General features: G+C 62.6%; 12 protein-coding genes. 8 read left to right on the top strand and 4 right to left on the bottom strand.

Annotated elements, in window-relative coordinates; genetic code table 11:
• Positions 1–41 precede the first annotated feature (41 nt).
• Positions 42–1,457, top strand: coding sequence for a purine-cytosine permease family protein (locus CD175_RS02790; RefSeq protein ID WP_104447574.1), 1,416 nt, complete (start codon positions 42–44; stop codon positions 1,455–1,457).
• A 122-nt stretch (positions 1,458–1,579) separates the two neighbouring features.
• Complete coding sequence (locus CD175_RS02785; RefSeq protein ID WP_240628881.1) at positions 1,580–2,620, top strand: GGDEF domain-containing protein; 1,041 nt, start codon at positions 1,580–1,582, stop codon at positions 2,618–2,620.
• 181 nt (positions 2,621–2,801) lie between these two features.
• On the opposite strand, the gene CD175_RS02780 is transcribed toward CD175_RS02785, so the two are convergent.
• From CD175_RS02780 to CD175_RS02765, 4 genes are all read right to left on the bottom strand, one after another.
• Positions 2,802–3,161: a cupin domain-containing protein gene (locus CD175_RS02780; protein ID WP_015095627.1), complete on the bottom strand. Its 360-nt coding sequence runs from the start codon at positions 3,159–3,161 to the stop codon at positions 2,802–2,804.
• A gap of 13 nt (positions 3,162–3,174) precedes the next feature.
• Positions 3,175–4,572, bottom strand: a complete 1,398-nt coding sequence (locus tag CD175_RS02775) for an NAD(P)/FAD-dependent oxidoreductase (RefSeq protein WP_104447572.1) — start codon at positions 4,570–4,572, stop codon at positions 3,175–3,177.
• A 70-nt stretch (positions 4,573–4,642) separates the two neighbouring features.
• Positions 4,643–5,926, bottom strand: a complete 1,284-nt coding sequence (locus CD175_RS02770; protein WP_104447571.1) for a nucleotide disphospho-sugar-binding domain-containing protein — start codon at positions 5,924–5,926, stop codon at positions 4,643–4,645.
• 99 nt (positions 5,927–6,025) lie between these two features.
• Positions 6,026–6,958 carry a GntR family transcriptional regulator gene (locus CD175_RS02765; protein WP_015095624.1) on the bottom strand — a complete coding sequence of 311 codons (933 nt, stop codon included), beginning with the start codon at positions 6,956–6,958 and terminating at the stop codon, positions 6,026–6,028.
• Between the two features lie 198 nt (positions 6,959–7,156).
• Here CD175_RS02765 and CD175_RS02760 point away from each other — a divergent pair, with 198 nt between their 5' ends.
• The 6 genes from CD175_RS02760 (at position 7,157) to CD175_RS02735 (ending at position 12,707) form a co-directional block, all read left to right on the top strand.
• A complete protein-coding gene (locus CD175_RS02760; RefSeq protein ID WP_104447570.1) occupies positions 7,157–8,212 on the top strand; it encodes a polyamine ABC transporter substrate-binding protein in 1,056 nt (351 codons plus the stop codon).
• Between the two features lie 82 nt (positions 8,213–8,294).
• Positions 8,295–9,155 (top strand): ABC transporter permease, encoded by an 861-nt coding sequence (locus CD175_RS02755; RefSeq protein ID WP_007987087.1) that lies wholly within the window; start codon positions 8,295–8,297, stop codon positions 9,153–9,155.
• Positions 9,152–9,958, top strand: coding sequence for an ABC transporter permease (locus CD175_RS02750; RefSeq protein ID WP_007976115.1), 807 nt, complete (start codon positions 9,152–9,154; stop codon positions 9,956–9,958). The genes CD175_RS02755 and CD175_RS02750 overlap by 4 nt, the downstream gene beginning before the upstream one ends.
• A complete protein-coding gene (locus CD175_RS02745; RefSeq protein ID WP_104447569.1) occupies positions 9,951–11,030 on the top strand; it encodes an ABC transporter ATP-binding protein in 1,080 nt (359 codons plus the stop codon). Before CD175_RS02750 ends, CD175_RS02745 begins: the two co-directional genes overlap by 8 nt.
• Before the next feature lie 32 nt (positions 11,031–11,062).
• Complete coding sequence (locus CD175_RS02740; RefSeq protein ID WP_104447568.1) at positions 11,063–12,346, top strand: nucleotide disphospho-sugar-binding domain-containing protein; 1,284 nt, start codon at positions 11,063–11,065, stop codon at positions 12,344–12,346.
• A complete protein-coding gene (locus tag CD175_RS02735) occupies positions 12,339–12,707 on the top strand; it encodes a cupin domain-containing protein (protein ID WP_015095619.1) in 369 nt (122 codons plus the stop codon). Before CD175_RS02740 ends, CD175_RS02735 begins: the two co-directional genes overlap by 8 nt.
• Positions 12,708–12,758: the final 51 nt, after the last annotated feature.

Genomic DNA, 12,758 nt, shown 5'->3' with positions numbered 1-12,758 from the left:
CGAAGTACGAACACGTACTCATCCTTGCCTTGGAGTTCGTCATGTCCACCACCGCTTCATCCGCCCCGCTCATCGAGAAACACACGATCGGGTACGTCCCTCCTGAGGATCGCCACGGAAAGGTCAAAGATCTGTTCACCCTGTGGTTCGGCGGCAATATCGCGCCGTTGCCCATCGTCACCGGCGCGCTCGGCGTGCAGTTGTTCCACCTGAACCTGGTCTGGGGCATTGTCGCGATCATTGTCGGCCACCTGGTCGGTGGTGTGCTGATGGCGCTGCACTCGGCGCAAGGCCCGCAGATGGGCATTCCGCAGATGATCCAGAGTCGCGCGCAGTTCGGTTCCCTGGGGGCGTTGCTGGTGGTGGTCATTGCCGGTGTGATGTACATCGGCTTCTTCGCCTCCAACATCGTCCTGGCCGGCAAGTCGCTGCATGGCGTGGTCGAGAGTGTGCCGGTATCGGTCGGCATCGTGCTCGGTGGCCTCGGTTCGGGGATCATCGGCATCATTGGCTACCGCTTCATCCACGTGCTCAATCGCATCGGCACCTGGGTGTTGGGCCTGGGCATCGTGCTGGGCTTCGGCTACATCCTGACCCACGTGCAGACCGATGACTTCCTGACCCGCGGCAGTTTCAACATCTCCGGCTGGCTGGCCACGGTGTCGCTGGCTGCGCTCTGGCAGATCGCGTTCGCGCCGTACGTGTCCGATTACTCCCGTTACCTGCCCAAGGACGTCAAGGTCAGCTCGACCTTCTGGGCGACCTACCTGGGTTCGTCGCTGGGCTCGATCCTGTCTTTCGTGTTCGGCGCCGTCGCCGTGCTGGCCACGCCGGTGGGCATGGACGCCATGGACGCGGTGAAACTCGCCACCGGTGCCATCGGCCCGTTGATGCTGGTGCTGTTCCTGCTCAGCGTGATCAGCCATAACGCCTTGAACCTGTATGGCGCGGTGCTTTCGGTGATCACCTTGCTGCAAACCTTCGCCCACCGCTGGATTCCGACCGCGCAGAGCCGGGCGGTGCTGTCGCTGATCATCCTCGCCGGTTGCTGCGTGGCGGCCATCGGCGCTTCGGCGGATTTCATCGGGCATTTCGTCGACCTGGTGCTGGCGTTGCTGGTGGTGCTGGTGCCGTGGACCGCGATCAACCTCATCGACTTCTACGCGATCCACAAGGGTGACTACGACATTGCCTCGATCTTCCGTGTCGACGGCGGCATCTATGGCCGCTTCAATCCGCAGGCGCTGCTGGCCTACGCCATCGGCATCGTGGTGCAGATCCCGTTCATGAACACGCCGATCTACACCGGCCCCGTGGCGGTGCATATCGATGGCGCGGATCTGTCGTGGCTGGTGGGCTTGATCGTCACGACGCCGCTGTACTACTGGCTGGCGAACCGCGATACCGCTTATCGTCGCCGGCAGAACGTGGCGGGCCTGATGTCGTGCAACCTGTAAAGGCCGCTGGAACCGGCGTACCGGGTTGAAATGAGGGTGTAATGGGGGATAGCTGTTTGTCGGGCGTATGGCTATGCTCAGCGGGTTTGCCAACGCCAATGATAAACAACCACAGTGAAGCCATGAGCCAATCCGACACGCGTGCGACTGTTCTAGCGCTGTATCCAGAAGACTCCCGTGAGGCAGCGGCATTGCTCAAGCAGGCAGTGCCGCTGATGGTTCGTCACAACATTCCGCCCAACCCGGTGCACTACGCGCTTTGGTACACCTACAGCAAGGGCCAGGAGCCGGAACTCAATCGGCACCTGGACCGGGTGGTCAACGATTTCGACTCTTTCCCGCCGGAATCGGCGGCCAAGCTGTTTCGCGAATACATCATCCGCGACGAACTGGCGGACGCCCGTTCCGGGCAGCAGGACGCGATCAACCTGGTCGACGACATGGAACGCGACGTCTCGCGCAGCGTGAAGGGTAACCAGAACTTCCAGGCCAGCCTTGGCCAGTACCTGCAAATGCTCGAAGAGCCGGCCAGCGAACGCTTGCCGAGCATCCTGATCCAGCTGCAGCAGAGCACCCGGCTGATGCAGGGGCAGCAGGAACACTTCCTCGCCCAGTTGCAGTCGGCGCAACACGAGATCAAAAGCCTGCGCGACAAGCTGGAGCGTGCCCAACTGGCCGCGACCCTCGATGGCCTGACCGAATTGCTCAACCGCACCACCTTCAACCGCAAGCTTGAACAGGCGATGAATGACGCAGCAACCGGTGTGGCGCTGGTGATGCTGGATATCGATCACTTCAAGCAATTCAACGATCAGTACGGCCATCCGTTGGGGGACCGTGTTCTCCAGCATGTTGCCCGGGTGTTGCGTGAATCGCTGTCGGGCGAAGCGTTCGCGGCGCGTTACGGCGGTGAGGAGTTCTGCGTGGTGCTCAAGGATTGCCCGGATCTGGCGGCGGCGGGTGCGTTTGCCGAGCGCCTGCGCCTGAAAATCCAGTCGCTGCGGGTCAAGGCCCGGGGCACCGATACCGTGCTGGACACCATCACCGCGTCGTTCGGCGTGGCCCATGCACAACCCGGCGACACGCCGGAAAGCCTGCTGACCCGCGCCGACGACGCGCTGTACCAGGCCAAGCGCAACGGGCGCAACCTCGTACGGCAGTAACCCCTTGAAGGACGAACCCCAGCACCTGTGGCGAGGGAGCTTGCTCCCGCTGGGCTGCGCAGCGGCCCCAAAACCTGAGCACTCAGGTATCACCTGGTAAACAGGGTTTGCGACTGCTGCGCAGCCGAACGGGAGCAAGCTCCCTCGCCACAGGTTGTTTGTTGCTCATTACATCGAGCGGTTAGCCGAGGATGAAGTAGACCTTGCGCACCGGGGTGAGGTTTTCCCAGGTGCCCTGGAATCCGCTGGCGACCACGAAGGAATCGCCGGGGCCGAACGTACGCGCGACGCCTTCGGCATCGGTCAGGCGCACCGTGCCCTCGAGAATGTGGCACAGCTCATCGTAATCGCACTGGCAACGTTCCCGGTGCGGTCCCGCCTCCCAAATGCCGGCCACGGCGTTTTTTCCGGGCGCCACAAAGTGCCGCCAACTCTTGCTGCGATAAGGCGCGTCGACCACGGCCGGGTCGTCGATTTCGGTTTCACGGGGGGCAAGCTCACTGGCGAAGTCTATGACGTGCCGGGGCAGGGCTGTGGACATGGTGGTCTCCGGGTCAGGAATCGAAACCGATGCCAAAGGCATCGAAGGTCTTGAGCAGCAGGTCGCGGTGACCGTCGCGGTCCTCCCGCGCCAGAGAGCGCTGGGCCAGTTTCACGCCGACATACCGCAACGGCTCCGGCGGAAAGCGGAACGGCGCCTTGGAGGTCATCAGCAGCTCGGTGCGCTCAGTGCGTTCCCCGGCCAACAGGTCGAGCATGTTCAGCGCTGCGAAGCGACTGGCCGATACCCCTTGCCCGGTGAAGCCCAAGGCATAGGCAACGCGGCCCTGATGTTCGCAACCGGTGAACATCGTGGTGCGTGCCGAGGTGTCGATGATGCCGCCCCAGGCATGGCTGAAGCGCACATTGCCCAGGGCCGGGAAGGTCTGTTGAAACTGTTCGGCCAGGCGCTGGAAGCTTTGCGGGCGCTGGGTCAGGGCTTCGTCGCGGCGCCCGCCGAAATGGTAGATGGCATCAAAGCCGGCCCAGAGAATGCGGTTGTCGGCGGTCTTGCGCAGGTAGTGGAACTGATTGCCGGAATCGGCGATGCCGTAACGCTCGGTCCAGCCGATGGCTGCCAGTTGTTCATCGCGCAGTGGCTCGGTGACCAGCGAGTAGTCGTAGACCGGGATCACGCTCGAGGCCAGATGGCCGAGCAGCGGCGGGGCGATGTTGGTGGCGAGGGCGATCTGCCCGGCGATGATTTCGCCGTCGGCCGTGCGCAGGCGCAGGCTGTCGTTGCGGGCATCCAGTTGCAGCACCGGGCTGTTTTCGAACAGCTGGATCCCTTGTTCAAGGCAGACACGGCGTAGCTCGGCGGCCATTTTTGCCGGGTTGAGCAGCGCGTAGTTGGGCTCGAACAGGCCGGCCGCATAGGCCGGCGAATCAAGCTTCTGTGCCAGGTCGCGACCTTCCAGCCACTGGCAGTCAATGCCGAACCGCGCGTAGTTGCGTTGCATGGCATACAGTCCGTCGACCTGCCAGGGTTGGCTGGCGACGTTGAGTTTGCCCTGGCGTTCGAACTCGACCTGCATACCGAAGCGATCCACATCGGCAGCCAGCTCATCGAGGTTCTGCCGGCCCAGGCGGATCAGTTGCTGTGCTTCATCCGGCCAGCGCTTGAGGGCGTTGGACACGCCATGGGAAATGCTCGGTGCACAAAAACCGCCATTGCGCCCGCTGGCCTCACCGCCACAACGACGCGCCTCGATGATCGCGATGCTCAGCTTGGGGTTGCGCTGGCGTGCCAGTAGCGCCGTCCACAAACCGGTAAATCCGCCACCGACCACTGCAAGGTCGCATTGCACGGTTGCGCTGACAGAAGGTGCGGCGGGCGGTGGGGTGACGGTGTCCTGCCAGAAGGGATGGGGCAGGACGTGGTCGAGCGCATCGAGACGCGGTGGGGCATTCATGCTGAAACTCCGGCGGTGTGTCGGGCAGCGACGATTGCGTTCGGTTGCCCGACGGTTTTTGTTGTTATGGCTAGAGGTCTGGAAGCGCGAGGATCGCGCGCGCGGCAATATCGGTGCCGCGGGTCGCCTGCATGCGCAAGCTGAACGAGGCGAGGCGTTGCTTCATCGCTTGGTCGGCCAGCAGTTGTTCGAGGGCACCGGGCAGGACGGCCAGGGGATCGGCGAAGCGCGGCAGGTAGCGGCCGACGCCGACTTCCTCGGCGCGGGCGGCGTTGTCGTGACCGTCCCAGCAATACGGAATGATCAGCGACGGCAAGCCGAAGTACAGCGCCTCGCAGAAGCTGTTGTTGCCGCCGTGATGGATGAACACATCGCATTCCTTGAGCACGGCCGGCTGGGCAAACCAGCTGTCGAGGTACACGTTGTCCGGCACGGTGGTGTACATGTCGCGGTAGGCGCCGACGTTGACCAGGAAGCGGTACGGCAAGGTCTCGATCGTGCTGATCAGGCGCTTCATCATCCCGGTGTCGGCGGCGCCGAGGCTGCCGAAGCTGAGGTAGATCAGCGGTGCGTCGTTGTGCCGTGGAAAGTCCGGGACAATGTACGGCGCTTCGCGGCGTACGCAGCCGTCGAGGTAGACGTAGCGCTGCGGGTCGAGCGGCTGCCGGCGTTCATAGCGCACAGGCGTCGGCGACAGCAGCAGGTTGAGCCAGGGTGAATCGGTGAGGAACTGCCCCGCCGGACAGGGCGCCGTATGGTTGCCCAGGAGAAACTGCGAAAAGCGTTCATGGGCCGGTGCGACGGCCTTCAGGTACTGCCCGGAGTAACGCTCGCAGGCTTCGGTGTCACTGGCCAGGCAGCCGGACAGGTACGGCGGAACGGCGGCATCCGGCAGTTCGGTCTCGGCGCAGGACACCACCCGCACCCACGGGCAGCCGGCGTTGGCGATGGCCGGGAACATCACCACGTTGTCGAGCACGATCACGTCTGGCTTGAGGCGGCCGAGCAGCTGCTGCAGGGGTTTTTCCGCTTCGATCGCGGTGTCGATGATGGCTTCCCAGGCGGGCGCCACGTAGCTGTCGATCTGCGCCAGCGGGGTCTGGTCGAAGTAGGGGATGCTGCGTTCGATGAAGCGTTCCCAGTAGTGCTGGTGTTCCGCCGCCGACAAGGGGCTCACTTGCGGAATCGGGTATTCGTCGAAGCCGTACTCGGCGAACAGCCCCTGGAAATGCTCGTGGCAGATGAACACCGGTCTGGCGCCCAGCTCGCGCAACGACTGAGCGATACCAATGCAGTTCAAGGCCGCGCCGAAACTGGCTTCCGGAAACAGGGCGATCAGTTTTTGTTTTTGCATGGCGAGGGCTGTCCATGGCGGGTCAGACCCGCCGCTCCTGAAGGTGTTTTTGATGCTGTCTTATTTTCAAAAAAAAATCATCATGTTTTTGCGTGGCGCTTAACGACGCCCAAACAGATGGCTTTGCGGAATGCCCCGGTTGGCAGTTTGCGGTCGTTGCGCGGCGCTCAGGCGCAGGTGCAGGCGCAGCAGGTCGGCGGCGATCTCCATCTGCCCGCGTTCGATCTGCGCGATGATTTGCAGGTGTTCGCGCAGGGCCTCTTGCAGGCGGTGCACGCTGACCGATGGCAGCAGGTTCGGCAAGCGGCGCAAGCCCTGATGCTGGAGCAGGGCGTCGCTGATGAAGCGGTTGCCACAGCTCTGGGCCAGCAGTTCGTGGAAGCTGATGTCCAGTTCGCGAAACTGCTGCAGATCGAAGTCTTCCACGGGGCGGGCGAGCAGGCTTTGCATGGCGCTGCGCAACAGTGCAAGGCGTTGCGGGTCGGCGTTGAAGCTCGGGCTGAGCAAGGCCTCGGGCTCGAGGATCAGGCGGAACTTCAGGCTTTCTTCGAGGGCGGCAAGGCTGTTCAGCGACGGACGAAACAGCCAGGACTGGCCGGGGCCGCGCTCGATGGCCTGGCTCTCGCTCAATTGCTGCAAAGCCTTTTGCGCCGCCGGCCGGCCGATGTCGTAGCGGCGCATCAGTTCGCTGATGCTGATGCTGTCGCCCAGGCGCCCGGCCATGCGGTCACGCAGCACCGAGGCGGCCAGTTCTTCTTCCTCGGCCTGGGGCAGGGCGGCGTTGAAGGCCTGGCCCGCCGGGGATGCCAGCAAACGGTAGCCCTTGCCGGCTTCGTGGCTCAGCAGGTTTTCTTCCAGCAGCACTTTCAGCGCGCCGCGAATCAGCGTGCGCGACACCTGGAACGTGCGGGCCAGGGCCTGTTCGGCTACCGGGTCGCCGGCCACCAGGCCGCTTTCCTGGGTGTGCTCGAGGATGCGCCGGGCCAGTTCCAGGTGATTGGTGCGCGGTTTTTTTTCAGCTGTCGTGCTCAAGCGTCTTTTCTCGTTGTGATCCGCTGTGGGACTCAGTTGCCCATCTTATGTCATGCGCTGGCCAGTCGTCAGGCCGTAAAAAAGCGTTGACATCTTTTGGTACTGGTCCTAATTTCTAAAAAAAAACACAAGCAATCGTTTCTCGTTTTGCCGTACTGCCTTCGAACACAACAATAAACAATCGTCGGGTGAGTATTTATGAGCAAGCTGAATGATCTTCTGTGCGCGGGATTGGCTGTTTCCCTGGCGATCGCCTCACAGGCTGCAAGTGCGAAAGACATGGTGATTTCCATCTGGGACGGCTACATGGCCCCGGATGCGCTGGAGAAGTTCAAGGCTGCCAGCGGTGTGGGCGTCGACAAGGCGCTGCACGCCACCAACGAAGAAATCATGGGCAAGCTGATGGCCTCCGGTGGTGAAGGCTATGACGTGGTGTTCGTCTCCTCGCCCTTCGCCGAAGTCCTGCACAAGCAGGGGCTGCTGGCGGACATTGATCCGGTCAAAGTCCCCAACCTGAAAAACCTCTACCCCGAAGCCACTCACCTGGAATATGACCAGGGCAACCAGTTCTCCGTGCCTTACACCTGGGGCACCACGGGCATCTGCTATCGCTCCGACAAGGTGACACCGGCGCCGCAGAGCTGGAACGAGCTGCTCAATCCGAGCGATGCCCTCAAAGGAAAGGTGACGATGCTCGCCACCGACCGCTGGATGCTCGGCGCCGGTTTCCTCGCCAAGGGCTGGTCGGTCAACGACAGTGACCCGGCACAGATCGCCGCGGTTCGCGACCAGTTGATCGCCACCAAAAAACGCATTCTGTCCTTCGACGACACCACCTTCTATTCCAAGCTCGCTTCCGGCGAATCGCTGATGGCCCATGCCTGGGACGGCTGGTGCAACTACGGCACCCAGGCCAACGCGGCGATCAAGTTCGTGGTGCCCAAGGAAGGTTCCGACCTGTGGGTGGACACCATGGTGGTGCTCAAGAGTTCGAAGCACCAGGACCAGGCCTTCAAGTTCATCAACTTCATGCTGGCCAAGGAAAACCACGCCTGGGTCGCTGAGAACATCCTCTACAAAGTCCCCAACCAGGCGGCCATGGCCGGGTTGTCCGCGGACCTGCTCAAGCAATACCCCAACCTGACCATCGCCCCCGCCGAGCTGCTGAAAATGGAGCAATTGCGCGACCTGGGCGGCACCACGCAAAAGGCCTACACCCGCGCCGTCACCGAAATCATGGCGGCGCAGAACTAACGCCACGTCGATCCGAGGCATGCCCGGCATGCCTCGCCACGCTCGCAAGCCGCCTCTGTCCTGAGGCGGGAGGATAGGGTTAATGAGTGCTTTGCATGCTGACAGGCGTCTGTCGGCCTGGCTTCTTGCGCCCGGCTTTGGCTGGCTGCTGATGTTCCTGGTGATTCCGTGCCTGCTGGTGCTGGTCTACAGCTTCGTCGAACGCGGTGCCTACGGTGGCATCGACTGGTTGTTCACCTGGGAAAACTACCAGCGCGCGTTCGATCCGCTGTACCTGGGCATCCTGCTCAAGTCGGCGAAAATCGCCGGGCTGGCCACGGTGTTCGCGGTGTTGATCGGCTACCCGGCAGCCTATGCGATTGCCCGGGCGCCACGGCGGCGCCAGGCGGTGTACCTGTTCCTGGTGATGCTGCCGTTCTGGAGCAACTACCTGATCCGCACCTACGCCTGGATCGTCCTGCTCAACCGCGAAGGCCTGATCAACCGCCTGCTGCAAGTGTTCGGCTACAGCGGCGAACCCATCAGCCTGCTGTACACCGAGTCGTCCGTGGTGTTGGGGCTGGTCTACAACTACATCCCCTTTGTGATCCTGGCGATCTTCTCGTCGCTGTCGCGGATCAACAACGAACTGTGGGACGCCTCGAAAGACCTCGGCGCCTCGGGCTGGATGACCTTCCGGCGGATCATCCTGCCGCTGAGCGTACCGGGTATCGCCGCCGGTGCGGTGTTTGTCTTCGTGCTCAGCATCGGCAACTTCATCACCGCCGACCTGCTGGGCGGCAAGCAGGTGCAGATGGTCGGCAACCTGATTTATTCGCAATTCCTCACGGCGCGGGACTGGCCGTTCGGTGCGGCGCTGAGTTTCTTCCTGATCGCGATCATGCTGATCCTGTTGTTCATCCAGGCCCTGGTGGCCCGTCGTGCAGAAGGGGCGCGCTCATGAGTCAGCCACGTTCTGTCAGCGCCACCGTGCTGGGTTCGCACCTGGGGCTGGTGTACGCCTTCCTTTATATACCGATCCTGGTGTTGATCCTGCTGTCGTTCAACAAGTCCGGGTTGCCCACCGCCTGGGGCGGCGTGTCGTTGAAGTGGTACGCGGCACTGGCGCACAACACGGCGATCCTGTCGGCGGCGCTCAACACCCTGATCGTCGCCTTGTCGGCGACCTTCATTGCCTGCGTGCTCGGCACGTTCCTCGCGCTGGGCATCGAGTTGCGCCGCAAGGGCAATGACAAGGGCCAGGTGGTCGACACCTTGCTGATGGCGCCGATGATCATTCCCGACATCGTGCTGGCGATTGCGCTGCTGAGCTTCTTCAACCTGCTCAAGGTCGGACTGGGCCTGCACTCGATCATCATCAGCCACGCCGTGTTCAACATCGCCTTCGTCTGCGCGGTGGTGCGCACGCGGCTCAAACACTTCGACTATTCGATCCTCGAAGCCTCGATCGACCTCGGTGCGAGTTGGTTCACCACCTTCCGCCGGGTCCTGCTGCCGGTGATTTTCCCCGGCGTGCTGGCCGGTGGATTGCTCTCGTTCACCCTGTCGGTGGACGAATTCATCATCGCCTTTTTCAACTCCGGCTCCGGCCAGGCTTCGACCACGTTGCCCATGCAGATCTACGCCATGATCCGCTTCGGCGTCACCCCGGAAATCAACGCTCTGGCGACGCTGGTGATGCTGGTCAGCATCACCGCGCTGCTGGCCTCGCAGCGTCTCAACAAGGCTCCTCGCACCCATGAATAATTCTTCCGCGGTACTGATCCTGGATAAGGTCAGCAAGTCTTATGGCAACGGTCTGGCGGTCAACGAGGTGTCGCTGAGCATCCGCGAGAACGAGTTCTTCGCGCTGCTCGGGCCGTCCGGCTGCGGCAAGACCACGCTGCTGCGCATGCTCGCCGGGTTCGAGACCCCCAGCGGTGGCTGCATCTACCTGGACGGCAATGACATCTCGCCGTTGCCGGCCAACAAGCGTCCGCTGAACCTGATGTTCCAATCCTATGCGCTGTTCCCCAACATGACCGTGCGCAAGAACATCGCCTACGGCCTGGAAATGGAGCGCCTGCCCGAAAGCGAAATCCGCCGGCGGGTCGATGAAGTGCTGAGCACTGCGCAACTGGGTGAGCTGGCCGAGCGCAAGCCCGATCAGCTTTCCGGCGGCCAGCGTCAGCGCGTGGCACTGGCCCGGGCATTGGTCAAACGGCCACGGGTTTTATTGCTCGACGAGCCCTTGGGGGCCCTCGACAAAAAGCTGCGGGAAAAGATGCAGCTGGAACTCAAGCGCCTGCAACACGAGAGCGGCATCACCTTCATCATCGTCACCCACGATCAGGAAGAAGCGCTGGTGATGTCCGACCGCATGGCGGTGCTCGACGGCGGCAAGGTGTGCCAGTGCGGCAGTCCGTCGGAGCTGTACGAGAATCCCAACAGCCGGTTTGTCGCCAACTTCATCGGCGTCAGCAACCTGCTCGAAGGCGTGCGCTCGGGCCAGCACTCGGTGCGCGTGAATGGCCAGGAGTTGAGCGTGGAAACCGACGCACCGCTGGTTTCCGGCCAATCCGTCGCCGTGGTGGTGCGCCCCGAGCGCCTGCAGGTGCTGACGGAGCAGGGCAGGATTTGCCCGAATCAGGTCAGCGGAAAAATCGTCGAGGTCGCCTACCACGGCCTCGACACCAACCTGCACGTGCAGACAGCCCTCAGCGACAAACCGCTGATCGTGCGCGTGCCGTCTTCACAGTTTGAATTCGCCCATTTTGCAATCGACACGACCATCCGGCTGGGCTGGCAGGCCCGGCATGCCCGCGTATTGACACGCTGAACAATAAAAAGACCAGGCAGGAGCAGCACTCGATGAAACAGAAAGTGATCGCATTCTTCCCCGAAGCCGCCTACGGCCCGGCGCTGAACTCAGTCGGTATCGCCCAGGCGTGTGAAGCCCTGGGGCATAAAGCGGTGTTCCTCACCGACCCGGGCATGAGCGGTGTCTACGCCGGGTACGGTTTCGAGGAGCACATGGTCAACATGTCGGCACCGATGCCGGCCGAAGAGATGGCCCGCTACTGGGTCGACTTCATCAACGGCCACATTCCGAACTTCCGCAAGTCGCCGCTGGAGCAGATCGACAACTACGTCAAGGAATGTTGGGCGGCCATCGTCGAAACCGCCAAGTGGGCGCAAAAGGACCTGCCGGCGGTGCTGGACAAGGTCAAGCCCGACCTGATCTGCGTCGACAACGTGATCCTGTTCCCGGCGATCAAGCAATACGGCAAGCCGTGGGTGCGGATCATTTCCTGCTCGGAAAACGAGATCGAAGACCCGGATATCCCGCCGCACCTGTCGGGCATGAGCATCGACGACAAGGCCGGCCACGCGCAATTCCGCCAGCGCTTCGAGGAAGTGGTGGGGCCGATCCACGAGGACTTCAACCAGTTCCTCCAGGCCCACGGTGAAGCGCCTTATCCGCTGGGCACCTTCTTTGAAGCCTCGCCCTTCATGAACCTGCTGCTGTACCCGGACGCGGTCAAGTTCGACCGCCGCCATCCGTTGCCGGCCGAGCGTTTCCATTACCTGCAAGGCTGCGTGCGCCACGACACGCCGTACGAGATTCCACCGTTCCGCGCCCACAATGACAAGCCCCTGCTGTACGCCAGCTTCGGCAGCCTCGGTTCCGGCGATGTCGAGTTGCTCAAGCGCCTGATCGAGGCGGTGGGCAAGCTGCCTTACCGGGCGTTGTTCAACGTCGGCGAACACCTCGACGAATACACCGACCTGCCGGACAACGTACAGATTTCCAACTGGTTCCCTCAGCCGTCGGTGATCGCCCAGGTCGACGCGGTGATCCACCACGGCGGCAACAACAGCTTCACCGAGTGCCTGTTCTTCGGCAAACCGGCGATCGTCATGTCCTACGTCTGGGACGGCCACGACAACGCCATGCGCGCCGAAGAAAGCGGCCACGGTTTCAAGCTCGATCGCTACGAATGGAGCGAAGAACAGCTCGCACAAAAACTCCACGCCTGCCTCAACGACGGGGCGATGCGCCAACGCCTGCAGCGCACCAGCGCGCAGATGCAATCCCGCAAAGGGCCGCAAGACGCGGCCGCGATTCTCGACAAGGTGCTCAACGATGCCTGATTCATCCACCACGGCGGGTATCACGCCGTACCTCGAAGCCGTCAGCAGCCGCACCGACCTGGTGGACTGGGGCGTGCAGAGCGACGCCATCGAAGGCGTCTCGCATTCCAGCGGGCGCTTGCTGTTCAAGGGCCCGAACAACAGCCCGGAAACCGGGTTGTGGGTCTGCACCCCCGGGCGCTGGCGGCTGTCGATTCCCCGGGACGAGTTGTGCCACTTCATCGCCGGGCACGCGACTTACCGGAACGACAACGGCGAGGTGATTGAGGTGCGCCCCAACACCCTGGTGCTGTTCCCGGCCGGCTGGACCGGTGAATGCGACGTCCGGGAAACCTTGCGCAACGTTTACATGCTGGCTTGAACCTTGTAGGAGCCGGCTTGCCGGCGATTGCGGTGTACCGGGCCACACCGG

Origin of the sequence: Pseudomonas laurylsulfatiphila (assembly GCF_002934665.1) — a bacterium.
In the GTDB taxonomy this organism is placed as follows: Bacteria; Pseudomonadota; Gammaproteobacteria; order Pseudomonadales; family Pseudomonadaceae; genus Aquipseudomonas; species Aquipseudomonas laurylsulfatiphila.
The sequence above is the reverse complement of the archived record's forward strand: the minus strand, read 5'-3'. Positions and strand labels throughout refer to the sequence as shown.

Bases quoted from the DNA above. Each gene is read 5' to 3' on its own strand.
- CD175_RS02785 (WP_240628881.1), top strand. From the start codon at position 1,580: ATGAGCCAATCCGACACGCGTGCGACTGTTCTAGCGCTGTATCCAGAA.
- CD175_RS02790 (WP_104447574.1), top strand. From the start codon at position 42: ATGTCCACCACCGCTTCATCCGCCCCGCTCATCGAGAAACACACGATC.
- CD175_RS02750 (WP_007976115.1), top strand. From the start codon at position 9,152: ATGAGTCAGCCACGTTCTGTCAGCGCCACCGTGCTGGGTTCGCACCTG.
- CD175_RS02760 (WP_104447570.1), top strand. From the start codon at position 7,157: ATGAGCAAGCTGAATGATCTTCTGTGCGCGGGATTGGCTGTTTCCCTG.
- CD175_RS02755 (WP_007987087.1), top strand. From the start codon at position 8,295: ATGAGTGCTTTGCATGCTGACAGGCGTCTGTCGGCCTGGCTTCTTGCG.
- CD175_RS02770 (WP_104447571.1), bottom strand. From the start codon at position 5,926: ATGCAAAAACAAAAACTGATCGCCCTGTTTCCGGAAGCCAGTTTCGGC.
- CD175_RS02775 (WP_104447572.1), bottom strand. From the start codon at position 4,572: ATGAATGCCCCACCGCGTCTCGATGCGCTCGACCACGTCCTGCCCCAT.
- CD175_RS02780 (WP_015095627.1), bottom strand. From the start codon at position 3,161: ATGTCCACAGCCCTGCCCCGGCACGTCATAGACTTCGCCAGTGAGCTT.
- CD175_RS02740 (WP_104447568.1), top strand. From the start codon at position 11,063: ATGAAACAGAAAGTGATCGCATTCTTCCCCGAAGCCGCCTACGGCCCG.
- CD175_RS02745 (WP_104447569.1), top strand. From the start codon at position 9,951: ATGAATAATTCTTCCGCGGTACTGATCCTGGATAAGGTCAGCAAGTCT.
- CD175_RS02735 (WP_015095619.1), top strand. From the start codon at position 12,339: ATGCCTGATTCATCCACCACGGCGGGTATCACGCCGTACCTCGAAGCC.